This window comes from Enterobacter sp. KB-221C9, assembly GCF_041320715.1.
Lineage (GTDB): Bacteria > Pseudomonadota > Gammaproteobacteria > Enterobacterales > Enterobacteriaceae > Enterobacter > Enterobacter asburiae_D.
This window is the reverse complement of sequence record NZ_JBGIWG010000009.1, coordinates 133,098-157,639: the sequence shown is the minus strand read 5'-3', so window position 1 is coordinate 157,639 and position 24,542 is coordinate 133,098. Positions and strand designations below refer to the sequence as shown.

Genomic DNA, 24,542 nt, shown 5'->3' with positions numbered 1-24,542 from the left:
ATTGACAGACTTCTGGAGTATGGATGAAGAAATCATAGTTGTGTGTCGCGGGTAAAACTTTCTGGATAAAGAATATTCCCTGACAGCTTTCCATAGGTAGACGTGATGGATTGCTGTTTACCGGTTTGATCAATCAGGCTGCGCAGTTCGTCCATGCGGACCTTCAGCAGCGCCTTTAGCGCATTCTCATTTTCAAGGATCATTTCCAGCAGCGCACGCGCTTGCTCAACCTGAGCCGGAGGGCATGACATGATGGGCGTTTGAGAAATCCTTTCCACCAGTTGTACGTAATGCATTTCCTGCTCGATAAGCGCATCCCATTGACCAGAATGAGCGAGATTTAGCATAGCAATGCTCTGAGCATGTAACGCCTGCCAGTGGCTAAGCGCTGCGCTGGGATTATTCATCAAAAATTATCCTGAAATAGAGGACGCATTGGGGCCGATTTGCTTCCACGCATCCGCAATGTTGTTTAATAAACCCTCGACTTCAACAATTGCGTCTACGTCGTTACTGACATTCGCCAGCAACAAACGTCGAACCATATATTCGTACAAGGAGGCAAGATTACCGGACAATTCGCTCTCAACCTCCATGTTCAGTCCTGCTTTTAAACCGTTGTCGATGATGTTAATGGCTTTGGATAAGGCTTCGCCTTTCTCACGAATTTGTCCGGCTTCCATGAACAAACGCGCGCGAACAAGGGCGCTATGCGCCCCGTCGAACAACATGACAATCAGCTGGTGTGGACTGGCATTCATGACTGCGCTTTCTACTCCTATCTGCTGATAGGATTGAACACCAGAGGTCTTATACATATCCACTCCTGAAGGCTACGACTACTTTTGTGAGAACTGTTGGGTCAGGTAGTTGGCTGTACTGGTCATTTTGGTGACTAATACGTCCAGACTGGTAAACTGGGTTTTGTAACGCGCCATGGTGGCTTCAATTTGGGCATCCATGGCATCGTAACGTTCACCCAGGGTTTTCAGCGTTTTGTTGATCCCGTCTTTCGCGTTCTGGATCACCCCGGCGTTACCGGTACTGGTGCTGAGCATGTTGGTCAGCGTATTGTTCATCTGGGTAGCCAGACCGGTGGTTTTCCCGTCACCAACAAAATACTGCTGTACGGCGCCAGGGTTGTCAGTAAGAACTTTTTTCAGCTTATCGGTATCGACTTTCAGGTTACCGACGGTACCGTCCGCGCCTTTCACCGGGTCCTGGGTAATCCCCAACTGGGCCATGATCTGAACCGAGCCGGTTTGTGCTTCGGTTAGCAGGCCGCGCAGTTGAGACTGGACCCCGCGCACGTTCGCATCACCGACCAGCGCGCCGTTGCTGGTGGACTGGCCGCCAGCGCCTGCATCGACCGCAACATACTTCGTCAGGCTGTTAATGGTGGACTGCAGCGAGTTGTATGCAGTGACCCAGTCCGTGATCGCCTTCTGGTTCGCATCCGTTGCGCGTGAAACCTCAAGGGTTTCATCGGCTTTACTTTCGGCTTTCACCGAGAAGGTGACTCCAGGCAGCGCATCGGTAATGGTATTCGACTGGCGCTCGATGGAGATGTTGTTCACCACCACAATCGCGTTCTGCGCGTCGGTGTTCACCGTCAGCGCGCCCGTTTTGGTGCTTGAGTCGTAGCCAATGGCGCTTTGCAGCTTGGCGTCGCCGGTAACGCTTACCGTCATCGCACCATCCGTACCGGTGGTTTTTGACGACAGCATCAGGCGGTAATCACCGTCTTTCGCTTTAATGACGCTGGCGGTGACGTTGCCGTTGGCTTTATTAATCGCGCTCGCGATCCCGGCCAGCGACGTATCGCCATCTGCCAGGTTCACCTCTAAAGGCGTTTTGGTACCCGGCTGGGTGATGGTGATTTTACGCGTTGTACCTGTCGTATCGCCCAGCAGATCCGTGTTGTTAGCATAGGAGCCGGTGGTGAGCGCCTGTGCCTTTGCAACCTGGTTGACGTTGACAACAAAGGAACCTACTGACGCGTCAGCCGTTGTTGTAGCAGTAAAGGCCGTGTTGGTGCTGCTAACGGACGTTGAGTTCCAGGTGGTTGCTTTACCCAGTGCAGCGGTCGCAGTCTGCAGCGATGTCATGGCGCTCTGCAGCTTGCCGTAAGCGCTTAACTGTGCGTTATACGTTGATTGCTGGGAAGTAATCGTCGTCAGCTTGGTTTTCTCTGCTGCTTCCAACTGATTATATAAATCCCCGAGTCCTGCAGAACCTATCCCGAGGTTACTGATAGTAGCCATGCATATTTTCCTTAAAATACGAAAGTAGTTCAGGACTCTTATCGGCCTCTCAGCGTAAAAGTTTACGATGGTGAGAAAAAAATAATCCAAAGAATAGACGCGTCCTGGCGGGGTAAATGAAAGGATTGCACTTTAGTGTCATTATCAGTGCCTTGAAAACACGAATAAGTGTGTGCCTTTTTTTGTCATCTCTTTGTGCGTTAAAAAAGCGTAAATAATAAACCTCTCGTGAACCTTAATTGATTTTTTAAAAATAAAACCATTAATAATCAGTAAGTTGTAATTTTTTCAAAATTGATTCTAAAGTCTTTTGGGGACCCGTCGATAACCTTGTTGACGGTGAGAGACGCTGTGAGTGTTAGGCACCGGACCTAAAACCCAATTTTTGAAGGAAAGAAAATTATGGCAGTTATCAATACTAACCTGATGTCCCTGACTACTCAGAACAACCTGAACAAATCTCAGTCTTCTCTGGGCACTGCTATTGAGCGTCTGTCTTCAGGTCTGCGTATTAACAGCGCGAAAGACGATGCTGCTGGCCAGGCAATTGCAAACCGCATGACCGCTCAGATCAAGGGTATGAACCAGGCCGCACGTAACGCCAACGATGGTATCTCCATGGCGCAGACTGCTGAAGGCTCCCTGAACGAAATCAACAACAACTTGCAGCGCGTTCGTGAACTGGCTGTTCAGGCAAGTACTGGTACTAACAGTACCTCTGACCTGTCATCTCTGCAGGATGAAGTTAAAGCTCGTCTGGCTGAGATCAACCGTGTTGCAAGCAAAACTGACTTCAACGGCATCAAACTGCTGGACGGCTCTGCGGGTGCTGCAGGTGTGGTTAAAATTCAGGTTGGCGTAAACGACGGCGACACCATCAACCTGGACCTGAGCGGCGCTAAAGCTGACACCGCTACTCTGGGTGTTGCAGCGGTAGACCTGACAGCTCAGACTGGTACCGAGTTGAAAACAATTGACGATGCAATTGCAATCGTTGATAAAGCACGTTCAGGCCTGGGTGCTGTGCAGAACCGCTTCACTTCTGCAATCAACAACCTGAACAACACCTCTAACAACCTGTCTGCTGCTCAGTCCCGTATCCAGGACGCTGACTACGCAACTGAAGTTTCCAACATGTCCCGCGCGCAGATCCTGCAGCAGGCTGGTACTTCTGTTCTGTCTCAGGCAAACCAGGTTCCACAGACCGTTCTGTCTCTGCTGCGTTAATTTTACGCGTGAAACCCCGCTTCGGCGGGGTTTTTTTATCTCTGCTATTTGAGAATCCGCCTGTGAAACAAATCAGTGTCACTCAACCAAAGCTGGTCGCAGATTTTTCATGTGTCGGTGGGGAATGCCGTGAACATTGTTGTCAGGGCTGGACCATCGCGTTTGATAAATCCTCCGTTAATCGCTATCTGAACAGTAAAAATGCTGCGATTCGTCACACGGCGAAAACGGCGATAAAAGTTACTAAAAAACAGTATGGCCACTGGGGCGAAGTGATTTTCCATACGGAAAGTAAAAACTGCCCGTTTATGGATACGGAAAAACTCTGTTCTATTCATAGCGCCATGGGCGCCCAGGCCTTAAGCCCAACCTGTTCGTCGTTTCCACGGACAAACCGGGTCTATAAAAATGAAATCGAAAAATCGCTGAACCTCTCGTGTCCGGAAGTGACCCGACTTCTGTTGAACGATCGGGAGTCTATGTCGATGATGGAATCCATCAGCGTCCAGCAGGACGTCAATAATGCGCCGATGATTGATTTGAAGGCAAAGGTCATCAATCTCTTCTGCCAGAATATTTTCAGCGTTGAGGCGGTTAGCGTTGAAGAACAGGTTTACGCCGTGGTGAAATTCCTCATGGTGGCTGAAAAGCTCGATAATCTTGAAGAGAATATCGGCACGCTCGAAACGGTCTATTTCTCGCTGGTTAACGAACTGGTGAGCGGTAAAATCAAAACGGAATTAGGCGGGTTTAATCAGAACTACAGCCTGAAATTCGCGTTAATTTCGCTCATTCAGAGCTACTTTACGAAGAAAGCGACAGCCCGCGGCGGTGCGGTATTAAACCGTTATTTCACTCAGCTTTATCAACAGTTTGAGTCTGCTGGCGACACCGTGCCGGCAGAGAAGGTCATGGAGAACATCGAGTCCGTCTGGCGCGATGTGGCGGGCAGTTACCTGGCGACCAACGATCATTTATTTAAGAACTTTTTTAAATACAAACTGTGGGAGCAGGGCTTCCCGCAGAACAATGGCCGCAGCATGTTGAATAACCTTTATTTAATCGTCGCGGAGTTCTATTTCCTTAAAACGCTACTTGCCGGTCAGGCTCTCGTGGCGGGAAAAATTGAACAAGATAATATCATTGATGTTATTTACAGCTTCCACTCCCTTAGCCAGCATAATCAGGAAGCGGGAAAGCTCTTTCATCAACATATAGATAGCGTCAAACTCGGCGACGATCTTTCATTGTTACAACTGTTAATTTAGGCAGAAAAGTTGCCCCTGATGTGGGCAACCTCAGAATAACCTCACTTTATCCCCCTTTTTCATCCAATTGAACGCCCTGCAGAATCGGATAATCATGCCGATAACTCAACTAACGCAGGGCTGTTTATCGTGAATTCACTCTATACCGCTGAAGGTGTAATGGATAAACACTCGCTGTGGCAGCGTTATGTCCCGCTGGTGCGTCACGAAGCATTGCGCCTCCAGGTGCGCTTGCCGGCGAGCGTGGAACTCGACGATCTGCTACAGGCGGGCGGTATCGGGTTATTGAATGCAGTTGACCGATACGACGCTCTGCAAGGAACGGCATTTACGACTTACGCAGTTCAGCGTATTCGTGGTGCGATGCTGGACGAGCTGCGCAGCCGCGACTGGGTGCCGCGCAGTGTTCGCCGCAACGCGCGCGAAGTGGCGCATGCGATGGGGCAGCTGGAACAGGAACTGGGACGTAACGCAACGGAAACCGAAGTGGCGGAACGTCTTGGCATTGCTGTTGAAGAGTATCGTCAGATGTTGCTCGATACCAATAATAGCCAACTCTTCTCTTATGACGAGTGGCGAGAAGAGCATGGCGATAGCATCGAGCTGGTGACGGATGAGCACCAGCAGGAAAACCCGTTACACCATTTAATGGAAGGGAATTTACGCCAGCGCGTCATGGAGGCTATCGAAGCTCTGCCTGAACGCGAACAGCTGGTATTGACCCTTTATTACCAGGAAGAGCTTAACCTCAAAGAGATTGGCGCTGTTCTGGAGGTGGGAGAGTCGCGGGTGAGCCAGCTGCACAGCCAAGCCATTAAACGCTTACGAACCAAGCTGGGTAAGTTATAGGTGATTGATTCACCTGAAAAATGCCGCACAACGTATTGACAACCAGGAGTTATCATGACGGTGCAGCAATCTAAAAGACGGCCTTTAAGCCGCTACCTGAAAGACTTTAAACACAGCCAGACGCATTGCGCCCACTGTAACAAGTTACTCGATCGTATCACGCTGGTTCGCCGGGGCGAAATCGTCAATAAGATTGCGATTTCGCGTCTCGACACGTTGATGGACGAAGCAGCATGGCTCGAAGAGCAAAAAGAGTGGGTGGCGCTTTGCCGTTTCTGTGGCGATCTCCACTGCAAAGAGCAAAGCGACTTCTTCGACATTATCGGCTTCAAGCAATTCCTGTTTGAACAAACGGAGATGAGCCACGGCACCGTTCGCGAATATGTGGTTCGCCTGCGTCGCCTTGGGCAACATCTGACCGTAAACAATATTTCCCGCGATCTGCTCAAGACCGGTTATCTGGATGAAAATCTGGAGCCGTGGCTGCCTGCGACCAGCACCAACAACTACCGGATTGCGCTGCGAAAGTATGCGCAATACAAGGTACAAATGCCGGGTGCCATAAAGCAGAAAGCCCACGCCGGAACAACTTCTGATATATATTAAAAAAGAATAAGATGTAGCGCAGTCGCCTTTGACGTTGCAGGCGATTTCTCTACACTACGTAAAAATTCCACTATATCGGGGTATTTATGAAATTTGCACTTCTGGGTCGTCAGGCGCTGATGGGTGTTATGGCCGTTGCGCTGGTTGCGGGCATGAGCGTGAAAACGTTCGCCGCAGAAAACCTGCTGAATAAAGTAAAAGAGCGCGGTACGCTGCTGGTCGGGCTGGAAGGAACGTATCCTCCGTTCAGCTTCCAGGGCGATGACGGTAAGCTGACCGGTTTTGAAGTGGAGTTTGCTGAAGAGCTGGCGAAGCACCTCGGCGTGAAAGCGTCACTGAAACCGACCAAATGGGACGGTATGCTGGCGTCGCTGGATTCCAAACGTATTGATGTGGTGATTAATCAGGTGACCATTTCTGACGAGCGTAAGAAGAAATATGACTTCTCTACGCCGTACACCGTGTCCGGTATTCAGGCGCTGGTGAAGAAAGGCAACGAAGGCGGGATTAAAACTGCCGCCGACCTGAAAGGGAAGAAAGTCGGTGTCGGTCTGGGTACCAACTACGAAGAGTGGCTGCGCCAGAACGTGCAGGGCGTGGATATCCGCACCTACGATGATGACCCGACGAAATACCAGGATCTGCGCGTGGGCCGTATCGACGCCATTCTGGTTGACCGCCTGGCAGCGCTGGATCTGGTGAAGAAAACCAACAATACCCTGGCCGTAGCGGGTGATGCGTTCTCTCGTCAGGAATCAGGCGTGGCCGTTCGTAAAGGCAACGAAGACCTGGTCAAAGCGATTGATTCCGCGATTGCTGACATGCAAAAAGACGGAAGCCTGAAAGCGCTCTCCGAGAAGTGGTTCGGTGCAGACGTCACGAAATAAGTTTCTGACGTAAAAAAAGGCGCTTTTAAAAGCGCCTTTTTTATTTCTTTCGCGTCTGCGTGCATAATGAAAAATATCACATTTTGTCAGAGTTACCGGAGAACCCATGTCACTACAGAATTTAACGCGCTTTCCCCGCCTGGAGTTTATCGGCGCGCCGACGCCGCTGGAGTACCTGCCGCGATTTTCTGATTATTTAGGGCGCGATATTTTTATTAAGCGTGATGACGTGACGCCGATGGCGATGGGGGGCAATAAGCTGCGCAAGCTGGAGTTCCTGGCGGCTGACGCACTGCGCGAAGGCGCGGATACGCTTATTACTGCCGGTGCAATCCAGTCCAACCACGTTCGTCAGACAGCGGCGGTGGCGGCAAAGCTCGGGCTCCATTGCGTGGCATTGCTGGAAAACCCGATTGGCACGCGGGCAGAAAACTATCTCACCAACGGTAACCGCCTGCTGCTGGACCTGTTTAATGTACAGGTCGAAATGGTGGATGCGTTGACCGATCCGACCGCCCAGCTCGACGAGCTGGCGACGCGTCTGGAAGCGCAGGGGTTCCGCCCCTATGTTATCCCCGTCGGCGGTTCGAACGCGCTGGGCGCGCTGGGGTATGTGGAAAGTGCGCTGGAAATCGCGCAGCAGTGCGAGGGCGCGGTGAGCCTCTCCTCCGTGGTTGTCGCATCCGGCAGTGCAGGCACGCATGCCGGGCTGGCGGTAGGGCTGGAGCAACTGCTGCCGGACGTCGAGCTGATTGGCGTGACGGTGTCCCGCAGCGTCGAGGATCAGAAGCCGAAAGTGGTCACTTTACAGCAGGCGGTAGCCGAGCAGCTTGAGCTGAAGGCAAAGGCCGATATTCTGCTCTGGGATGACTATTTTGCGCCGGGTTACGGCACGCCTAATGAAGAGGGCATGGAAGCGGTGAAGCTGCTGGCGCGCCTCGAGGGCATACTGCTCGATCCGGTGTATACGGGTAAAGCGATGGCCGGACTGATTGACGGCATTGCGCAGAAACGCTTTAAGGATGAAGGGCCGATTTTATTTGTCCATACCGGCGGGGCGCCTGCGCTGTTTGCCTACCATCCTCATGTCTAAAAATCAGGTCGAAAAATAATAATGCAAGAAAGTATTCAACTGGTTATTGATTCTCTGCCGTTTCTGCTGAAAGGTGCGGTATTTACGTTACAGCTCAGTATTGGCGGGATGTTCTTCGGGCTGGTGCTGGGATTTGTGCTGGCCTTGATGCGCATGTCACCCGTCCTGCCGGTACGTTGGCTGGCACGCTTTTATATCTCCGTCTTTCGCGGCACGCCGCTTATCGCCCAGCTCTTTATGATCTACTACGGCTTACCGCAGTTTGGTATCGAGCTGGATCCGATCCCCGCAGCGATGATTGGTCTGTCGCTCAATACCGCGGCGTACACCTCCGAAACCCTGCGCGCGGCCATCTCCTCCATTGACAAAGGGCAGTGGGAGGCGGCGGCCAGTATCGGGATGACCCCGTGGCAGACGCTGCGCCGGGCCATTCTGCCGCAGGCGGCGCGCGTGGCGCTTCCACCGCTGAGCAACAGCTTCATCAGCCTGGTGAAAGATACTTCCCTGGCGGCAACGATTCAGGTGCCGGAGCTGTTCCGTCAGGCGCAGCTCATTACTTCGCGCACGCTTGAAGTCTTTACCATGTATCTGGCCGCCTCGCTGATTTACTGGGTGATGGCGACGGTGCTGTCTGCCCTGCAAAACTACTTCGAAAACCAGCTTAACCGCCAGGAGCGTGATCCAAAATGAGTGCTATCGACGTCAAAAACCTGGTGAAAAAATTCCACGGTCAAACGGTGCTCCACGGGATCGATCTTGAAGTCGAGCAGGGTGAAGTCGTGGCGATTATCGGACCGAGCGGTTCGGGAAAGACGACGCTGCTGCGCAGTATTAACCTGCTTGAACAGCCGGAAGGCGGCACCATCCGGGTAGGGGATATAACGATTGATACCGGAAAATCCATCAGCCAGCAGAAAGGGTTGATTCGCCGCCTGCGCCAGCATGTTGGCTTTGTTTTCCAGAACTTCAATCTCTTCCCGCACCGTACGGTGCTGGAGAACATTATTGAAGGGCCGGTCATTGTAAAAGGTGAATCGAAAGAGGACGCAACGGCGCGCGCGCGCGAACTGCTTGCTAAAGTCGGGCTGGCGGGGAAAGAGACCAGCTATCCGCGCCGCCTGTCGGGAGGGCAACAGCAGCGCGTGGCGATAGCGCGCGCGCTGGCTATGCGCCCGGACGTGATCCTTTTTGATGAACCGACCTCTGCGCTCGATCCGGAACTGGTGGGCGAGGTGCTGAACACCATTCGCCAGCTGGCGCAGGAAAAACGGACGATGGTGATCGTGACCCATGAGATGAGCTTTGCACGCGATGTTGCTGACCGAGCCATCTTCATGGATCAGGGGCGGATTGTGGAGCAGGGACCGGCGAAAAGCCTGTTCGCGAATCCTCAACAGCCGCGAACCCGTCAGTTCCTTGAAAAATTCCTGATGCAGTAGAATTTTTGCACTAATTTGCTCCAGAAATTTAGCCTGGAGCAAATTATTCTCCCCCTGCGCGCCGTCCTGTGTTTTTTTATTCCATCCAGCTCGGATAAACCTTATCGATAGTAAAGTTAATTGTGCTATTGCCGATATTTTGTAGTTAGAAAAAAGTTTTATGTGTTAGGTTATATTCACCATAATAATGATTATCTTTTCAGAGGCTTCATTTAGTAAGTATGAAGGATTCAGACTTTTTCACCTGGCGACGGGATTGCTCCCTCCGGTTTCAGGAATTGACCTGTGCCGACGAGGTATATCAGGAACTACAGCGACAAACTCAGACGCTTGAATTTGATTATTACGCGCTCTGCGTGCGCCATCCCGTGCCATTTACCCGGCCTAAGATCGCTGTGCATACCACTTATCCAAAGCAGTGGATGGCGCAATATCAATCCGCGAACTATTTCGCTATTGATCCCGTCTTAAAACCGGAGAATTTCATTCAGGGTCATTTACCCTGGACCGATGCATTATTCGCTGACGCGCAGGAATTATGGCATAGCGCACAGGACCACGGTTTACGCGCGGGAATAACGCAGTGTCTGATGCTGCCTAATCATGCGCTCGGCTTCCTGTCGGTTTCTCGTACTAGTGTACTGGAAGGACCGTTTGCCCGTGAGGAAATAGAATTGCGGCTGCAAATGCTGGTACAAATGGCCTTAACTTCTCTGATGCGTTTTGAAGATCAGATGGTCATGCCACCCGAAATGAAATTCAGCAAACGCGAACGCGAAATTCTGAAATGGACTGCGGAAGGGAAGACGTCTGCGGAAATAGCGATCATTCTCTCCATCTCCGAGAATACCGTTAACTTCCATCAGAAAAATATGCAGAAGAAATTCAATGCGCCCAACAAAACCCAGATCGCATGCTACGCGGCGGCAACGGGACTGATCTGACGGGATAATACGTTCTGCGTGACAGACGAGCGAACGGCTGAATGCACCGCATCCAGCCGTTTTTTGTTACTGGCGGTAGGCTTGTTTGATTTGCTTAACGGTGTTAGCAAATACAGCAGATTCGGCCTGGTCTTCCATCTCCGCGATTTGTTTTTCCATTTTAATGATCACACGACCGGCATCCGCCTGGCCCATCGCCTGCAGCATCAGCGTCAGCAGCGCTTTCAGGCAGTTTACTTCCTGTGCCAGTTCCTGGTTATTCTCCGCAGTGGCAAATTCAGGTGTGCTCATTTATTTTCCTCATTATTTAACGGCGCTAAAACGCGACGACGAAAGTCAAGGCGGCGGAGTATACCACAAGCTGTCACAAAAAATGCAGCGGTTGTTTTTCGTACTTTTACACGGATGTTTAATAGCGTAAACAGAACGAACCGGTAAACTGAACCGCTGTTATAGGCTATTAATTGTTTATGCCCGGTTCGCTTGCCGTTAATTATTGTTACAAAAAGTTGAGAACTGTTTTTTTGCAGGGAATGCCTGCACGTTTTTTGTAACTTTTTGAATACAGATGCTTAAAAAAAGCTGCAAAAGCCCTGTGTGCACGGGCTCTCTTTCCACGGACTGTACAGCCTAATTTCCAAAAACGAGAGCGAAATCGAATAGCCGGTTTTTTAACGTTTTAATCTTGTGAGGAAAACCGTTAATATAAACCAAATTATCACTCAGTAGCGTTATCCCTATTCTGGAGACATTTCCTTTGATCAACGTCCTTCTTGTTGATGACCACGAACTGGTGCGCGCAGGGATACGACGCATTCTTGAAGATATTAAAGGTATTAAAGTTGCCGGTGAGGCGTGCTGTGGGGAGGATGCGGTAAAATGGTGCCGCACAAACTCGGCCGATGTGGTACTGATGGATATGAACATGCCCGGTATCGGTGGTCTTGAAGCGACACGCAAAATCGCGCGTACCTTTGTCGATACAAAAGTCATCATGCTGACCGTGCATACCGAAAACCCACTGCCCGCGAAAGTGATGCAGGCGGGCGCAGCGGGCTACCTGAGTAAAGGTGCTGCACCGCAGGAAGTCGTTAATGCAATCCGTTCCGTGTTTGCCGGACAGCGCTACATTGCTTCCGACATCGCTCAGCAAATGGCGCTGAGTCAGATTGAGCCCGAGAAAAACGAATCACCGTTTGCGAGTTTGTCTGAGCGTGAATTGCAGATTATGCTGATGATCACCAAAGGTCAGAAGGTGAATGAGATTTCGGAACAGCTGAATCTCAGCCCGAAAACGGTGAACAGCTATCGTTACCGTATGTTCAGTAAACTAAACATTCATGGTGACGTCGAACTGACGCATCTGGCCATCCGGCATGGTTTGTGTAATGCGGAGACGTTGTTAAGTCAGTGAGTGATGTGTTCGATTCAAAAGCATTTCTGAAAACCGTAACCAGCCAGCCTGGCGTCTATCGCATGTATGACGCTGGCGGTACGGTTATCTACGTAGGGAAGGCAAAAGATCTTAAAAAACGCCTCTCCAGCTATTTTCGCAGCAACCTGGCCTCCCGGAAGACCGAAGCGCTGGTCTCACTCATTCAGAATATTGATGTCACCGTCACGCACACTGAGACAGAAGCGCTGCTGCTTGAGCATAACTATATAAAGCTCTACCAGCCGCGCTATAACGTCCTGTTGCGTGATGATAAATCCTACCCGTTTATTTTTCTGAGCGGCGATACCCATCCGCGCCTCGCCATGCACCGTGGTGCAAAACATGCGAAGGGCGAATATTTCGGGCCGTTCCCTAACGGCTATGCCGTGCGTGAAACGCTGGCGCTGCTGCAAAAAATCTTCCCGATCCGCCAGTGTGAGAACAGCGTTTACCGTAACCGCTCGCGCCCGTGCCTTCAGTACCAGATCGGACGCTGCCTGGGCCCCTGCGTGGCCGGGCTGGTGAGTGAAGAAGAGTATGCCCAGCAGGTGGATTATGTGCGCCTGTTCTTAGCCGGAAAAGACGATCAGGTCTTAACGCAGCTGATCGCGCGGATGGAAAAAGCCAGCGCCGCACTCGAGTTTGAAGAGGCCGCGCGGATCCGTGACCAAATCCAGGCGGTGCGAAGAGTCACTGAGAAACAGTTTGTTTCGAATACCGGTGACGATCTCGACGTCATCGGCGTGGCCTTTGACGCCGGGATGGCCTGCGTGCACGTGCTGTTTATTCGCCAGGGCAAAGTGCTCGGCAGCCGCAGCTATTTCCCGAAAGTGCCCGGCGGTACCGAACTGGGTGAAGTGGTGGAAACCTTTGTCGGCCAGTTCTATCTGCAGGGGAGCCAGATGCGCACGCTGCCTTCTGAGATCCTGCTCGATTTTAATCTTGACGATAAAACCCTGCTGGCCGATTCGCTCTCAGAACTGGCGGGCCGTCGGGTCAATGTACAAACCAAACCGCGCGGCGATCGTGCGCGTTATCTGAAGCTGGCGCGAACCAACGCGGCGACGGCACTCACCACTAAGCTGTCGCAGCAGTCGACGGTGCACCAGCGTTTAACGGCCCTGGCGACGCTGCTGAAGCTGCCGGAAGTGAAACGGATGGAGTGTTTCGACATCAGTCATACGATGGGGGAACAGACGGTGGCGTCCTGCGTGGTGTTTGATGCAAATGGTCCTCTGCGCGCCGAGTATCGCCGCTATAATATCACCGGGATCACGCCGGGCGATGACTATGCGGCCATGAATCAGGTGCTGCGTCGTCGCTATGGTAAAGCCATAGAAGAGAGCAAGATCCCGGATGTGATCCTGATTGACGGTGGGAAAGGGCAGCTCGGCCAGGCGAAAGCGGTATTTGAATCGCTTGATGTCAGCTGGGATAAAAACCATCCGCTGCTGCTGGGCGTCGCAAAAGGGGCCGATCGTAAGGCTGGTCTGGAGACATTGTTCTTCGAGCCGGAAGGTGAGGGCTTCAGCCTGCCGCCGGATTCCCCGGCGCTACACGTCATCCAGCATATTCGCGATGAATCGCACGATCACGCCATTAGCGGTCACCGCAAAAAACGGGCGAAGGTGAAAAATACCAGTAGCCTGGAAACGATCGAAGGCGTGGGACCAAAGCGTCGCCAGATGCTGCTGAAATATATGGGCGGATTGCAAGGATTACTCAACGCCAGCATGGAGGAAATTGCAAAAGTGCCGGGTATTTCGCAAGGGCTGGCAGAAAAGATCTACTACTCGTTGAAACATTGAGGGCTCTGTAGCAACATAGAGCTAAATTTTACTGACAACAAACAGTTACCGTCATTATGCAATTTAATATCCCTACGTTGCTCACTCTTTTTCGTGTTGTACTCATCCCGTTCTTTGTACTGGCGTTTTACCTGCCGGTCGTCTGGGCACCTTTCGCCTGCGCATTGCTCTTTCTGATCGCGGCGGTCACCGACTGGTTTGATGGCTATCTGGCCCGCCGCTGGAATCAAAGTACCCGTTTCGGTGCCTTCCTCGATCCGGTGGCAGACAAAGTGATGGTTGCTATTGCGATGGTGCTGGTGGCCGAGCACTATCATACCTGGTGGGTGACGCTGCCTGCGGCAACTATGATCGGCCGTGAGATCATCATCTCTGCACTGCGCGAGTGGATGGCGGAGCTGGGGAAACGCAGCAGCGTGGCGGTCTCGTGGATTGGTAAAGTCAAAACGACGGCGCAGATGGCAGCGCTGGTCTGGATGCTCTGGCGTCCGAACGCCTGGGTTGAATGGGCGGGAATTGGCCTGCTGTGGGTCGCGGCAGTGCTGACGCTGTGGTCTATGCTGCAATATTTGAACGCGGCGCGCGGGGATTTGCTTGATCAGTGATCGTTTCGCCGTAATTTTCAGCAAACGATCCGGGGATGCAAAAAATAACGTTGACTCATAACGTCATATCAGTAGAATGCAACGCATCGAACGGCGGCACAGCAAGCCGGACGATAGTGAAATCAAGTGGTTAGACGTTTACTTGATGACATGCGGGAATAGCTCAGTTGGTAGAGCACGACCTTGCCAAGGTCGGGGTCGCGAGTTCGAGTCTCGTTTCCCGCTCCAGATTAAAGACATTCGCAGTTGCGGGTGTCATTTTGAAAAGTTTTACGGCGCGTTAGCAAAGCGGTTATGTAGCGGATTGCAAATCCGTCTAGTCCGGTTCGACTCCGGAACGCGCCTCCACTTTCTTCCCTGGCCGGATGGTGGAATCGGTAGACACAAGGGATTTAAAATCCCTCGGCGTTCGCGCTGTGTGGGTTCAAGTCCCACTCCGGCTACCATGGGAAACAAAGAATAATATCAATGATAAGCAGTGTCGTATAAACCACCGAAAGGTGGTTTTTTTATTTCATTTGCTCTACTTCAGCATTTTCACTGTGCCATTTTCCGTTTCCGAGTCAAAAAGCCTTCGAGGCTCTACGCCTGAAGGCTCATAAATCACATTCGTTTTACTACTTTCCTTACTAACAAACCAGTAAGAATCGCCGGAAGCAATCCAAACAAAGAGGCGATATCTACTAACGTATCCTCCAATTCTTCTATCCCGTATGTGCCGAAATGATCCATCACTGCATAAGCCCATTCGGCAGGTATCAAAATAAAAAGCCATCGCGTATATAAAAGAAAGCTGATAAGGCCTATTGCGAGACTAAAAATGATTTCTATAAAAGTCCTCATGTTACAGTTATTGTCCCGTAAGCTTTAAAGCTCGTGCAAGGTACCGGCATCATGGTTGTTTTCATGAGGGCGTCACGGAGATAGTCAAAGTCACTCAGATTGAGCAGGGTTATACATCCTTCGCTTAACCCCCTCGGACCAATAGGATGAAGTCGAAAATGCCCGCGTCTCACTCCTTCAACAAACACTTGATCATCTATTTGCCAGTCATCTTTATACAAGGCAAACCAGGTTGAGCGATCGGTGCCATAAACATTTTTAAGGGCAAAATCATTTAAGCTTCCTAACCTACCCCCACTCTGTCGGTTCACAATGAAGTACCGTCCGGGCGGTATCGGACCGATTTCTGGCTTGCTTGCCATAGTCGGATTGTTTCTGCCGTAGAGTTGACCAGAGAATGCCGGAAAGTTTCCTACACCTGGGACGGTAAGGATAGATGACGGTAAGCCATTCAATGCGTAGCGGGCAATAATCATGCTGTAACCCGAATATTCCAGCCGTCAGTAAACTGGATGTTCCCGTCGCAGTGCTTCCAGGTGATTTTCTCGTAACGCAGTTCTATGGCCTCGAGATGGTTGTGTTTTTCCATTGAGGGATTTTTTACATTATGCATAACAGGCGTTATCCCTACGATTTTCACATTTTCTAAAAGCATGTTGAAATACTCAACTTCCTGCCCTGCATCGTTGACACGGTACCATTTGATTTCAGCTGATTTTAGGGTTTGGCCAGTTGCTACAGCCCGGTAAAGGTAGGGAGAGGATGAATCAAACTCTTTTTCGATTGTTAGTGGAGAGTGGATGCGGGTGCCGGTTAGTTTCCCCGTATTGCCATCGGTTGGAATGTGCAAACCATGACCGAACGATAAAACCTCAATACTACCTTCACGGTGCTGAACATCTACAGAACCTGTAATATTTGCACCGCCGTCGTCTTTGAGCCATAAATACGCGGGTATAGCCATTCTGAAAGCTCCTTTTCAGTGAGTTTGACGTGATTGTCAGAGACTAATAAACCAACAAACTCAGGCCATCTCAAGGCATTGCGTGCTATACCTTTCGTAAATATCTCTTTGTTATTTATATGAAAATATTTTTAATGGTTTCTTTCATATTACATCACACCCCACCCAAATAAGCCTTCCTCACCTCCTGATTCCCCAGCAGCTCCTCGCCGCTGCCGCTCAGCCGGATCTGCCCGTTAACCATCACATACCCGCGATCGGAAAGCTTCAACGCGTGATGCGCATTCTGCTCCACCAGAAAGATAGTCATGCCGTTACGGGCCAGCTCGCGCAGCGTCTGGAAGATCTGTTTCACCACGATCGGGGCTAAGCCCAGGCTCGGTTCATCCAGCAACAGCAGCTTCGGACGGCTCATCAGCGCCCGGGCGATCGCCAGCATCTGCTGTTCCCCGCCGGACATGGTCATCGCGCGCTGCTTGCGCCGCTCCTTGAGGCGAGGGAACAGGTCAAACATGGTTTGCATATCGTCAGCGGCAAACTGGCTGCCGATGGGGATGGTCCCCATCAGCAGGTTCTCTTCAACGGTCATATCCGGGAAGATTCGTCGGCCTTCCGGCGCCTGCGCTATGCCGCCGGACGCGACGTAGTGGGTGGATTTATGGCTGATATCTTCACCACCGAAAAGGATCTGCCCGTTGCGGATGCGGGGCTGGCCAAAGATGGACATCAGCAATGTCGATTTTCCGGCGCCGTTTGCGCCAATCAGCGCCACGGTTTCACCCTTATTGACCTCGAGGGAGACCTGCTTCAGCGCCTGAATGACGCCGTAAAACACGTCCACCTCGCGAAATGCCAGCAGCGGTTCGCTCATAGGGTGACCTCGCTTTCATCCGTGCCCAGATAGGCGGCAATGACCTTTTCATCATGCTGGATCTGTTCGGGTTTTCCTCTGGCAATAACATCGCCGTGGTCGAGTACGATAATGTCGTCCGAAATCTCCATCACCATCCCCATATCATGCTCAATCAGTAATACCGTGATGTCATGGTGATCCCGCAGAAAGCGAATAATGCTGCTCAGCTTGTGCGTTTCAACCGGGTTCAGCCCGGCGGCGGGTTCATCCAGACAGATCATTTCCGGACCTGTGCACATTGCCCGCGCGATTTCCAGACGCCGCTGCTGGCCGTACGACATCTCTCCCGCGAGGCGATTGGCGCAGTCCACCAGATCCACCACTTCCAGCCAGTAGAAGGCCCTGTCCAGGGCATCGCTTTCCGCCCGCCGGTATGCCGGCGTATTTAAGATCCCGGCGAGCAGATTGCGGTTTACGCGCATATGCTGCGCGACAAGCAGGTTTTCCACGACCGACATCTCGCGAAAAAGACGGATATTTTGAAACGTGCGCGCCAGCCCTGCGCGGTTGACCAGATGCGTTCCGCCAAACATTTTGTAGAACAGACGCTGCCCGAACTGCGCGGGGTTAATCCAGTCACCCGGCTGGAATTTTTGTCCGAGGACCTGAATAACGTTGGTCGTTTTAGTGCGGGTATTAAATAAAATGTTGCCGCCGGAGGCTCTGTAGAAGCCCGTCAGGCAGTTAAACACGGTTGTTTTTCCCGCCCCGTTTGGCCCAATCAGGGCGGTAATTGAGCCACGCTGCACGTCCAGGTTGACGTCGTTTAGCGCCTTAATCCCGCCGAAATGCATCATCAGATGTTCAACGCGTAATATCGTTCCGTTCATGGCGCGACGCCCTTACGCACGGCAAACCCGCTGCGGTTAATGCGGATCAAACCGCGTGGACGCCAGATCATCATCATCACCATGAGCATGCCGAACAGCAGGACGCGGTACTCGGCAAAACTGCGCAGCAGTTCCGGCGTTACCGTGAGCACAAAGGCGGCCAGCACCACGCCAAGCGTAGAGCCCATACCGCCCAGTACCACAATGGCGAGGATCAGCGCCGATTCAAAGAAGGTAAAGGAGGTTGGATTCACGAACCCCTGATAGGTGGCGAAGAACACCCCGGCAATGCCCGCGGTCGACGCGCCCAGCGTAAAGGCCGACAGCTTAACCAGAACATGATTTAACCCCATTGAGCGGCACGCTATTTCGTCTTCACGCAGGGCTTCCCACGCCCGACCAATCGGCATCCGCGTCAGGCGGTGCTTGATATAGAGCACCAGCATCACCACCAGGAACAGCACCGCGTAGATAAAAATAAACTTCATGTTCGGGTTGTAGGTCAGGTGGAAAAATTCGTGGAAGGGCACGCCGCCTTCTTTCGCGCGTCGCCCAAATTCCAGACCGAAAAAGGTGGGGGGAGGGGCCGACACGCCGTTCGGGCCGCCGGTGAAGGTCAGCCAGTTGTTCAGTATCAGGCGAATGATCTCCCCGAACCCGAGGGTGACGATGGCCAGATAGTCACCGTGCATGCGCAGTACCGGGAAACCGAGCAGGGCACCTGCGGCGGCGGCCATGATTGCCGCCAGCGGCAGCATGCTCCAGAAGCCTAAGCCGAGATACTGGTATCCCAGCGCCAGTCCGTACGCTCCAATCGCGTAGAATGCGACATACCCCAGGTCCAGCAGGCCGGCCAGACCCACGACGATATTCAGCCCCAGACCGAGAAGCACGTAGATCAGCCCGAGAATGGCGACGGTCAGCACATATTTAGTGGCGACAAACGGAAAGCAAATCGCAAGGGTAATCACCAGAGGAATAATCCAGCGCATGCGGCTTTTGTATTGCGGTGGCCGGACATATACGCCCGCGCTATCGGCTTCGAAGCGCGCCTGGAAACGGGCGCCCGCGGCGGTACCTAAAAAGGCGCTCAACAGAAAACGCCCGAGCATGACGATGCCAACCATCCAGGCCAGTCGCTGCCCGGCGAAGTTAAAGCTGTACCCGTCCAGCACCACGCCCGCTATGGGGCCGAAGATAATCAGCGCTATCAGCCCGGAAAAAATCGCGTCCAGAATGCAGCGTTTAAGTGAAAAACCGTGTGATGTCATCATGCTCTCCCTCACACCTTGGCCACAATCGGCCGCCCAAGCAGGCCCTGGGGACGGAAAATAAGGATCATGACCAGCAGGCCGAACGAGAAGACGTCTTTATAGTCCGAATTCACCATGCCCGAGAACTGGGCTTCCGCCACGCCGAGGATAAGGCCACCGAGCATGGCGCCGGGGAGGGAGCCGATGCCGCCGAGTACCGCGGCAGTAAAGGCTTTAATGCCGATCACGAACCCGACGTAGAAATCAAAGGTGCCGTAATTCATGGTGATCAACACCCCCGCCAGACCGGCCATCGCCGCGCCGATGACAAAGACCATCGAAATAATCCGATCGGTGTTAATGCCCAGAATGGAGGCCATCTTACGATCCTGCTGTACCGCGCGGCACATCCGCCCCAGCCGGGTATGGTTGATTATCCAGGTAAGCACCAGCATGCCGACAAACGAGGCAACCAGAATAAACACCTTGGTGTAGGTTATCTGCACGAACCCGTCGCCCAGATGCAGGCGTAGAACGCCGTCCAGCATGGTCGGCACCCCCTGCTGGCGAGGACCCTGGCTCAGCTGCGCGTAGTTTTGCAGGATAAGCGACATGCCGATGGCGGAGATCAGCGGCGCCAGGCGCGTGGAGTTGCGCAGCGGCTTGTAGGCGATACGCTCGATGGTCCAGCCGTACACCCCGGTTACCACAATGGTGAACACCAGCGTCCCGAGGATCAGCAGCGGGAACGACTGCAGACCGAAGAAAGAGAGCAGCGCCAGGCCAATGGCGCAGAGATAGGCGGAAATCATATACACTTCGCCGTGGGCGAAGTTGATCATGCCGATAATGCCGTACACCATGGTGTAGCCGATGGCGATCAGGCCGTAGACGGAGCCCAGCGTTAAGCCATTAATTAACTGTTGCAGGAAGAATGTACTCATCTTAGCGCGCTCGTTTTATAGGCCGCGCGAGCCGCGCAGCCTGATGTTTATTACGCGCCGACGGGCAAGCCCGCCGACGTTGAGCGTGACTCCGTCCCGTTACTGCACTTCCTTATATTTTCCTTTGTCGTCCCACTGATAAACCACGTAGTCAGACACTTTCAGATCGCCTTTGCTGTCCCAGGCTTTTTTGCCCATCACCGTGTCGACGGAATTGGCTTTTAGCCACTCGCTGGCTTTGGCGGAGTCCTTGCCGCCGGTGGCCTTGAAGGCCGCGGCAATGGCCTGGACGGAGGCATAGGAATAAAGGGTGTAACCTTCCGGCTCGAATTTACCGGCGCGGAATTTCTCGATAACCGCTTTACCATCCGGGATAAGGCGCGGATCTTTACCGAAGGTCATGTAAATACCGTTGGTGTATTGCGGGCCACCCGCGGCGGTCACCATCTCTTCGTTGACAATGCAGTCGCCGGAGAAGAATTTCGCCTGCACGCCCTGTTCACGCATCTGGCGAACCAGCGGACCGGCTTCCGGGTGACAGCCGCCGAAGAACACGACGTCCGGTTTTTGCGCGCCGATCTTGGTCACCAGCGCGTTAAAGTCTTTTTCACCGCGGGATAACCCCTCATACATCACATCCTGAACCCCGCGTTTCGCCAGCGCCGCTTTGGTGGCGTCAGCCAGACCCTGACCATAGGTGTCTTTATCGTGAATAATCACCACGCGCCTGGCTTTCAGCTTGTCGATGATGAAATCGCTGGCAACCTGACCCTGCTGATCGTCGCGTCCGCACATGCGGAACATATCGCTCATGCCGCGTTCGGTGATCAGCGGGTTAGTTGAGCCGGGGGTAATCGCAATAATGCCCGCGTCGCTATACACCTCGGAGGCGGGCATGGTGGAAGAAGAGCAGAAATGGCCGACCACGGCGTTGACTTTATCCTGGTCAACTAAACGGTTGGCGACGGCCACGGCCTGCTTAGGCTCGCAGGCATCATCCCCCTGAACCAGTTTGATCTTCTCGCCGTTAATGCCGCCTGCGGCATTAATGTCTTCAGCGGCCTGCGTTGCACCGTGCCAGTACTGATCGCCATAGGTGGCATTCGGACCCGTAAACGGACCGGCCACGCCAATCACAATATCTGCCCTGGCGGAAAACGCCGTCACCAGGCAGCCGGCCAACACGAGAGAAAGAGGAGTTCTGATAAATTTCAGCGACATTATTATGTTCCTTAGCAAAGAGGTTTTTGCACCACGGCGTAAACCCGAATGCCCGACGGCGCAGCCAATCCAAAACATGAACAAGAACAAAATGCACTAAACGAACAAGATACAGACGGCATCCTGCATATTACGGCGAGGTTTCCCTGCGCAGCATCGCGCGAAGAACAGTAAGCAAAAACGTTGCCAGAATGGTTAACCCATTGACGGGCTTGTGACCTGTTTGAGTATAGAGCGCCGCGTTCTGCCGCCCTGCGGGAGGAGAAGAAATTACAGCGGAGATCACATATCGTTAACAATAAAGCCCATAAGTTGTGCAAAGGTCACGATTTGCACGTTTTTGCAGCAATAAAGACCTAAACTTCAGCCCGGAGAGGGGGGAGATATGTGTTAGGATCGTTTCCTTTTTTGCAGGAGTATCAGCGATGACTGAAGGCCCATTGAATGAAAGCGAAATGGCGTGGCTTGAAGAGACGTTAATGTCTTACGGTCATGATGACGCGTCCGTGATTGACGTGTCCGAACTGGACGGCATGCTTACCGCAGTGCTTTCCGGTCCTGTTGTCGTTGAGCCAGATGCCTGGCTGGTGGCGGTGTGGGGTGGCGAGAAGCACATTCCGCGCTGGAAAAACGATCGTGAGATGAACCGTTTTATCGATCTCTGCTTTAAGCATATGAACGATATCGCCGAGCGCCTGAGTGAGTACCCGGATCAGTTTGAACCGATGTTCGGTTATAACGACGTTGACGGTGAGAGCTATACCGTGGTGGAAGAGTGGTGCTATGGCTATATGCGCGGCGTGGCGCTGACGGACTGGTCAGCCTTGCCGGAAGAGCTCAAGGCCGATCTTGACGTGATTGCGCTGCACGGGACGGAAGAGAACAGCGAAAAGCTGGATGAACTGTCCGAAGAGGAGTATATCGCCAGCATCGAGAGCATCCAGCCTGCGGCACTGCGTTTATATCAATACTGGGTCAACAACCCGCAGCAGCCGGAAGTGAAGAAGCCGACGGTGAACGGCACGAAGGTCGGGCGTAACGATCCGTGTCCTTGCGGCAGCGGGAAGAAGTTTAAGAGCTGCTGTTTGCACTGACAAAAAAGGGGCTGATGACAGCCCCTTTTTTATTTAGCCCACTTCCGGCAGCATCCCGGCTGCAATCAACACCTGCACCAGAATAATCACCACCCCACAACCAAACACAATGCACAGCAGCGGTTTTCCGCCCGCCACGCGATATCCTTGCTGAGGATGCTGCTGGCGGCTTTTCCACGCCAGCAGGGAAGGGAGCAGCAGGGCCAGGATTGAGAGCGCCACCCCCGCATAGCCCAGCGCCATGACAAACCCGCGTGGGTAAAACAGCGCAAAAGCGAGCGGCGGCAGGAAGGTGATGGCCCCCGTCTGCAACCGTCCAGCCGCGGTATTGCGACGCTGGAACAGGTCGGCCAGGTAATCAAACAGGCCGAGCGCCACGCCCAGGAAGGAGGTTGCCAGCGCCAGGTCGGCAAACAGGTGCACCGCCAGCTCCACGTGCGGGGAGGTAACGACCTCGCGCAGTGCCAGCAGAAAACCGTTCAGGCCAGCGTGTTGCGCCATCAGCCCAATAAAGGTTGAAGAGTCAATGCTGCCCAGCGTCACCAGCTGCCAGAAAATATAGGCGATCAGCGGGATCGCGCTGCCGATAACAAAAACGCGGCGCAGCTTGCGAATATCGCCGTTCATATAGCTGACGATGCTCGGCACGCTGCCATGGAAGCCAAACGAGGTGAAAATGACCGGGATCGCGGAGAGCGCCAGCCCTTTTTCCAGCGGCAGCGTCAGCAGGTTGACCTTGTGCACGTGCGGCGCCAGCAGCACCAGCATGATAATCAGGAAGAGAATTTTGGCGCTGAAGAGAAAGCGGTTAAACAGATCGACCAGCGATGTCCCCACGCAGACCACACCGCCGCCAATAAGCGCAAAGAAGATAGCCCCCGTCGCAGGGGTAATGTCAGAGCCAAACCAGTCGTTGACGCTGGAGGCGATGAGCTCCCCGGCGCCGCTGATATAGGCGGCGGTCAGGGCGTACATCAGGAACATCATGCTAAAGCCGGTTACCCACTGGCCATAGCGTCCCAGATAGCGCGCAGCAAGCGAACCCAGACCGGTGTCGGCAGGCACGTGCTGGTAAACCTCAAGCAGCAGCAGGGCGGTGTAACACATCAGCGCCCAGAGCGTACCCAGCAGCAGCAGGGTCATGCCAAATCCCACGCCCGCGGCTGCCAGGGGCATTGCCAGCATTCCTGCGCCAATCGTCGTTCCGGCGACGATAAAAATACTTCCCAGGGTTCTGTTTTTCACGCTTTCCTCTACAACGATGCTTAATCGCGAATAAATCTGCGGCGCAGAGTAAGGCAAAAGGGGGAATTCGTCAAACCACCGTTACAAGAGGTGTAATGAAAGGTTTACGCGTTGCGCTGCCGCCAGTCCGGCGTGGGGCGACGGTCAGGCGTGACGTAAACAAGGCGTACAGGGAATAAAATGGGTGTTTTTATGCGGGGAGGGAAGGTAAATTAACGCGGTGCCGGAAACCGGCACCGCGCTGAAATTAATTCTGCGTATCAAGAGTGGAAAGTTCTTTATCAATAAAGTAAAGACCCTCGCCGGATTTCCCCACCAGAGATAATTTATCCAGCACGGATTTAAACAGCTTCTCTTCTTCGTGTTGCTCCGCGACGTACCACTGCAGGAAATTGAAGGTTGGATAATCCTGGCTGGTCATCGCCGCATGAACCAGTTCGTTAATTTTCTGCGTAATCAGCTGCTCGTGCTCGTAGGTAGCGCGGAACAGTTCATCGAGAGAATTATACTCGGCAAAAGGGGATGACACGGTTTCAATGCGCGGCAGGCTGCCCGTATCCGTCAGATAATCAAACAGACGCTGCATGTGGGTCATCTCTTCCTGAGCGTGACGACGCAGAAACGCGGCAGCGCCCTCGAAGCTGTGGTAGCTGCACCAGGCGCTCATCTGCTGGTAGAGCAGGGATGAAAAAAGCTCGAGGTTCATTTGTGCGTTGAGCTTGTCGATCATTTCAGTTTTCAGCATGGTGACGCTCCGGATTATTATTTCTGGTTCACAATGAGCGACACTATAATTTGTTATTTAATTAT

At 52.8% G+C, this 24,542-nt stretch carries 26 protein-coding genes and 3 tRNA genes; 16 read left to right on the top strand and 13 right to left on the bottom strand.

The window, feature by feature from the left end; genetic code table 11:
• Positions 1-32: 32 nt before the first annotated feature.
• From fliT to fliD, 3 genes are read right to left on the bottom strand one after another with little or no spacing between them, the layout of a single operon-like run.
• Entirely contained in the window at positions 33-407 is a 375-nt protein-coding gene (fliT, locus tag AB8846_RS15215) for a flagella biosynthesis regulatory protein FliT (protein ID WP_045908165.1), read from the bottom strand.
• Between the two features lie 6 nt (positions 408-413).
• Positions 414-818, bottom strand: coding sequence for a flagellar export chaperone FliS (gene fliS / locus AB8846_RS15210; protein ID WP_023312296.1), 405 nt, complete (start codon positions 816-818; stop codon positions 414-416).
• Between the two features lie 21 nt (positions 819-839).
• Positions 840-2,264 carry a flagellar filament capping protein FliD gene (fliD, locus tag AB8846_RS15205; protein WP_063143660.1) on the bottom strand — a complete coding sequence of 475 codons (1,425 nt, stop codon included), beginning with the start codon at positions 2,262-2,264 and terminating at the stop codon, positions 840-842.
• A gap of 402 nt (positions 2,265-2,666) precedes the next feature.
• Between fliD and AB8846_RS15200 the strand changes: the two genes are divergently transcribed.
• The 9 genes from AB8846_RS15200 (at position 2,667) to sdiA (ending at position 10,577) form a co-directional block, all read left to right on the top strand.
• Positions 2,667-3,491: a flagellin gene (locus AB8846_RS15200; RefSeq protein WP_032658647.1), complete on the top strand. Its 825-nt coding sequence runs from the start codon at positions 2,667-2,669 to the stop codon at positions 3,489-3,491.
• A gap of 62 nt (positions 3,492-3,553) precedes the next feature.
• Complete coding sequence (gene fliB / locus AB8846_RS15195; RefSeq protein ID WP_370733057.1) at positions 3,554-4,759, top strand: flagellin lysine-N-methylase; 1,206 nt, start codon at positions 3,554-3,556, stop codon at positions 4,757-4,759.
• Positions 4,760-4,888: 129 nt separating this feature from the next.
• Complete coding sequence (locus AB8846_RS15190) at positions 4,889-5,608, top strand: RNA polymerase sigma factor FliA (RefSeq protein WP_014170714.1); 720 nt, start codon at positions 4,889-4,891, stop codon at positions 5,606-5,608.
• 54 nt (positions 5,609-5,662) lie between these two features.
• The gene (gene fliZ / locus AB8846_RS15185) at positions 5,663-6,214 is read left to right on the top strand and encodes a flagella biosynthesis regulatory protein FliZ (RefSeq protein ID WP_008500339.1); all 552 of its coding nucleotides are present in this window, start codon (positions 5,663-5,665) and stop codon (positions 6,212-6,214) included.
• Positions 6,215-6,300: 86 nt separating this feature from the next.
• Positions 6,301-7,101, top strand: a complete 801-nt coding sequence (gene tcyJ / locus AB8846_RS15180) for a cystine ABC transporter substrate-binding protein (protein WP_023336163.1) — start codon at positions 6,301-6,303, stop codon at positions 7,099-7,101.
• Positions 7,102-7,207: 106 nt separating this feature from the next.
• A complete protein-coding gene (dcyD, locus tag AB8846_RS15175) occupies positions 7,208-8,194 on the top strand; it encodes a D-cysteine desulfhydrase (RefSeq protein WP_063143664.1) in 987 nt (328 codons plus the stop codon).
• A gap of 21 nt (positions 8,195-8,215) precedes the next feature.
• Positions 8,216-8,884, top strand: a complete 669-nt coding sequence (gene tcyL / locus AB8846_RS15170; RefSeq protein WP_063143665.1) for a cystine ABC transporter permease — start codon at positions 8,216-8,218, stop codon at positions 8,882-8,884.
• A complete protein-coding gene (gene tcyN / locus AB8846_RS15165) occupies positions 8,881-9,633 on the top strand; it encodes an L-cystine ABC transporter ATP-binding protein TcyN (protein ID WP_032658641.1) in 753 nt (250 codons plus the stop codon). Before tcyL ends, tcyN begins: the two co-directional genes overlap by 4 nt.
• Before the next feature lie 221 nt (positions 9,634-9,854).
• On the top strand, positions 9,855-10,577 hold the full coding sequence (gene sdiA / locus AB8846_RS15160) for a transcriptional regulator SdiA (RefSeq protein ID WP_063143666.1): 723 nt from the start codon (positions 9,855-9,857) through the stop codon (positions 10,575-10,577).
• A 66-nt stretch (positions 10,578-10,643) separates the two neighbouring features.
• Here sdiA and AB8846_RS15155 read toward each other — a convergent pair whose 3' ends face one another.
• Entirely contained in the window at positions 10,644-10,868 is a 225-nt protein-coding gene (locus AB8846_RS15155) for a DUF2594 family protein (protein WP_008500345.1), read from the bottom strand.
• Positions 10,869-11,334: 466 nt separating this feature from the next.
• Here AB8846_RS15155 and uvrY point away from each other — a divergent pair, with 466 nt between their 5' ends.
• The 6 genes from uvrY to AB8846_RS15125 all read left to right on the top strand — a co-directional run bounded on the left by uvrY (position 11,335) and on the right by AB8846_RS15125 (position 14,871).
• Positions 11,335-11,991 (top strand): UvrY/SirA/GacA family response regulator transcription factor, encoded by a 657-nt coding sequence (uvrY, locus tag AB8846_RS15150; protein ID WP_028019574.1) that lies wholly within the window; start codon positions 11,335-11,337, stop codon positions 11,989-11,991.
• On the top strand, positions 11,988-13,820 hold the full coding sequence (gene uvrC, locus AB8846_RS15145; RefSeq protein ID WP_063143667.1) for an excinuclease ABC subunit UvrC: 1,833 nt from the start codon (positions 11,988-11,990) through the stop codon (positions 13,818-13,820). The genes uvrY and uvrC overlap by 4 nt, the downstream gene beginning before the upstream one ends.
• Before the next feature lie 56 nt (positions 13,821-13,876).
• A complete protein-coding gene (pgsA, locus tag AB8846_RS15140) occupies positions 13,877-14,425 on the top strand; it encodes a CDP-diacylglycerol--glycerol-3-phosphate 3-phosphatidyltransferase (RefSeq protein ID WP_023312285.1) in 549 nt (182 codons plus the stop codon).
• 152 nt (positions 14,426-14,577) lie between these two features.
• Positions 14,578-14,653 (top strand) — tRNA-Gly (locus AB8846_RS15135).
• Between the two features lie 46 nt (positions 14,654-14,699).
• A tRNA-Cys gene (locus AB8846_RS15130) sits at positions 14,700-14,773 on the top strand.
• An 11-nt stretch (positions 14,774-14,784) separates the two neighbouring features.
• Positions 14,785-14,871: transfer RNA gene (locus tag AB8846_RS15125), tRNA-Leu, on the top strand.
• Positions 14,872-15,264: 393 nt separating this feature from the next.
• Here AB8846_RS15125 and AB8846_RS15120 read toward each other — a convergent pair.
• From AB8846_RS15120 to AB8846_RS15090, 7 genes are all read right to left on the bottom strand, one after another.
• The gene (locus tag AB8846_RS15120) at positions 15,265-15,744 is read right to left on the bottom strand and encodes a DUF2778 domain-containing protein (protein ID WP_370733056.1); all 480 of its coding nucleotides are present in this window, start codon (positions 15,742-15,744) and stop codon (positions 15,265-15,267) included.
• On the bottom strand, positions 15,741-16,232 hold the full coding sequence (locus AB8846_RS15115) for an Hcp family type VI secretion system effector (protein WP_370733055.1): 492 nt from the start codon (positions 16,230-16,232) through the stop codon (positions 15,741-15,743). The genes AB8846_RS15120 and AB8846_RS15115 overlap by 4 nt, the downstream gene beginning before the upstream one ends.
• A 154-nt stretch (positions 16,233-16,386) precedes the next feature.
• Positions 16,387-17,103 (bottom strand): ABC transporter ATP-binding protein, encoded by a 717-nt coding sequence (locus AB8846_RS15110; protein WP_059312425.1) that lies wholly within the window; start codon positions 17,101-17,103, stop codon positions 16,387-16,389.
• Positions 17,100-17,975: an ATP-binding cassette domain-containing protein gene (locus AB8846_RS15105; protein WP_370733054.1), complete on the bottom strand. Its 876-nt coding sequence runs from the start codon at positions 17,973-17,975 to the stop codon at positions 17,100-17,102. Before AB8846_RS15105 ends, AB8846_RS15110 begins: the two co-directional genes overlap by 4 nt.
• The gene (gene livM / locus AB8846_RS15100; RefSeq protein ID WP_370733071.1) at positions 17,972-19,246 is read right to left on the bottom strand and encodes a high-affinity branched-chain amino acid ABC transporter permease LivM; all 1,275 of its coding nucleotides are present in this window, start codon (positions 19,244-19,246) and stop codon (positions 17,972-17,974) included. The genes AB8846_RS15105 and livM overlap by 4 nt, the downstream gene beginning before the upstream one ends.
• 11 nt (positions 19,247-19,257) lie before the next feature.
• A complete protein-coding gene (locus tag AB8846_RS15095) occupies positions 19,258-20,172 on the bottom strand; it encodes a branched-chain amino acid ABC transporter permease LivH (protein ID WP_370733053.1) in 915 nt (304 codons plus the stop codon).
• Between the two features lie 99 nt (positions 20,173-20,271).
• Positions 20,272-21,393 (bottom strand): branched-chain amino acid ABC transporter substrate-binding protein, encoded by a 1,122-nt coding sequence (locus tag AB8846_RS15090; RefSeq protein WP_259385817.1) that lies wholly within the window; start codon positions 21,391-21,393, stop codon positions 20,272-20,274.
• 425 nt (positions 21,394-21,818) lie between these two features.
• Here AB8846_RS15090 and AB8846_RS15085 point away from each other — a divergent pair, with 425 nt between their 5' ends.
• Complete coding sequence (locus AB8846_RS15085; protein ID WP_370733052.1) at positions 21,819-22,487, top strand: YecA family protein; 669 nt, start codon at positions 21,819-21,821, stop codon at positions 22,485-22,487.
• A gap of 33 nt (positions 22,488-22,520) precedes the next feature.
• Here AB8846_RS15085 and tyrP read toward each other — a convergent pair whose 3' ends face one another.
• Together tyrP and ftnA are read right to left on the bottom strand one after the other, a co-directional pair.
• Entirely contained in the window at positions 22,521-23,672 is a 1,152-nt protein-coding gene (tyrP, locus tag AB8846_RS15080; protein ID WP_370733051.1) for a tyrosine transporter TyrP, read from the bottom strand.
• A gap of 307 nt (positions 23,673-23,979) precedes the next feature.
• A complete protein-coding gene (gene ftnA / locus AB8846_RS15075) occupies positions 23,980-24,477 on the bottom strand; it encodes a non-heme ferritin (protein WP_370733050.1) in 498 nt (165 codons plus the stop codon).
• Positions 24,478-24,542 lie beyond the last annotated feature (65 nt).

Bases quoted from the DNA above. Each gene is read 5' to 3' on its own strand.
- tcyL (WP_063143665.1), top strand. From the start codon at position 8,216: ATGCAAGAAAGTATTCAACTGGTTATTGATTCTCTGCCGTTTCTGCTG.
- fliS (WP_023312296.1), bottom strand. From the start codon at position 818: ATGTATAAGACCTCTGGTGTTCAATCCTATCAGCAGATAGGAGTAGAA.
- livM (WP_370733071.1), bottom strand. From the start codon at position 19,246: ATGACATCACACGGTTTTTCACTTAAACGCTGCATTCTGGACGCGATT.
- dcyD (WP_063143664.1), top strand. From the start codon at position 7,208: ATGTCACTACAGAATTTAACGCGCTTTCCCCGCCTGGAGTTTATCGGC.
- fliZ (WP_008500339.1), top strand. From the start codon at position 5,663: ATGACGGTGCAGCAATCTAAAAGACGGCCTTTAAGCCGCTACCTGAAA.
- fliD (WP_063143660.1), bottom strand. From the start codon at position 2,264: ATGGCTACTATCAGTAACCTCGGGATAGGTTCTGCAGGACTCGGGGAT.
- AB8846_RS15200 (WP_032658647.1), top strand. From the start codon at position 2,667: ATGGCAGTTATCAATACTAACCTGATGTCCCTGACTACTCAGAACAAC.
- tcyN (WP_032658641.1), top strand. From the start codon at position 8,881: ATGAGTGCTATCGACGTCAAAAACCTGGTGAAAAAATTCCACGGTCAA.
- AB8846_RS15120 (WP_370733056.1), bottom strand. From the start codon at position 15,744: ATGATTATTGCCCGCTACGCATTGAATGGCTTACCGTCATCTATCCTT.
- AB8846_RS15085 (WP_370733052.1), top strand. From the start codon at position 21,819: ATGACTGAAGGCCCATTGAATGAAAGCGAAATGGCGTGGCTTGAAGAG.
- AB8846_RS15090 (WP_259385817.1), bottom strand. From the start codon at position 21,393: ATGTCGCTGAAATTTATCAGAACTCCTCTTTCTCTCGTGTTGGCCGGC.
- AB8846_RS15110 (WP_059312425.1), bottom strand. From the start codon at position 17,103: ATGAGCGAACCGCTGCTGGCATTTCGCGAGGTGGACGTGTTTTACGGC.
- AB8846_RS15155 (WP_008500345.1), bottom strand. From the start codon at position 10,868: ATGAGCACACCTGAATTTGCCACTGCGGAGAATAACCAGGAACTGGCA.
- sdiA (WP_063143666.1), top strand. From the start codon at position 9,855: ATGAAGGATTCAGACTTTTTCACCTGGCGACGGGATTGCTCCCTCCGG.
- AB8846_RS15115 (WP_370733055.1), bottom strand. From the start codon at position 16,232: ATGGCTATACCCGCGTATTTATGGCTCAAAGACGACGGCGGTGCAAAT.
- AB8846_RS15095 (WP_370733053.1), bottom strand. From the start codon at position 20,172: ATGAGTACATTCTTCCTGCAACAGTTAATTAATGGCTTAACGCTGGGC.
- tcyJ (WP_023336163.1), top strand. From the start codon at position 6,301: ATGAAATTTGCACTTCTGGGTCGTCAGGCGCTGATGGGTGTTATGGCC.
- fliT (WP_045908165.1), bottom strand. From the start codon at position 407: ATGAATAATCCCAGCGCAGCGCTTAGCCACTGGCAGGCGTTACATGCT.
- pgsA (WP_023312285.1), top strand. From the start codon at position 13,877: ATGCAATTTAATATCCCTACGTTGCTCACTCTTTTTCGTGTTGTACTC.
- tyrP (WP_370733051.1), bottom strand. From the start codon at position 23,672: ATGCTGGCAATGCCCCTGGCAGCCGCGGGCGTGGGATTTGGCATGACC.
- ftnA (WP_370733050.1), bottom strand. From the start codon at position 24,477: ATGCTGAAAACTGAAATGATCGACAAGCTCAACGCACAAATGAACCTC.
- AB8846_RS15105 (WP_370733054.1), bottom strand. From the start codon at position 17,975: ATGAACGGAACGATATTACGCGTTGAACATCTGATGATGCATTTCGGC.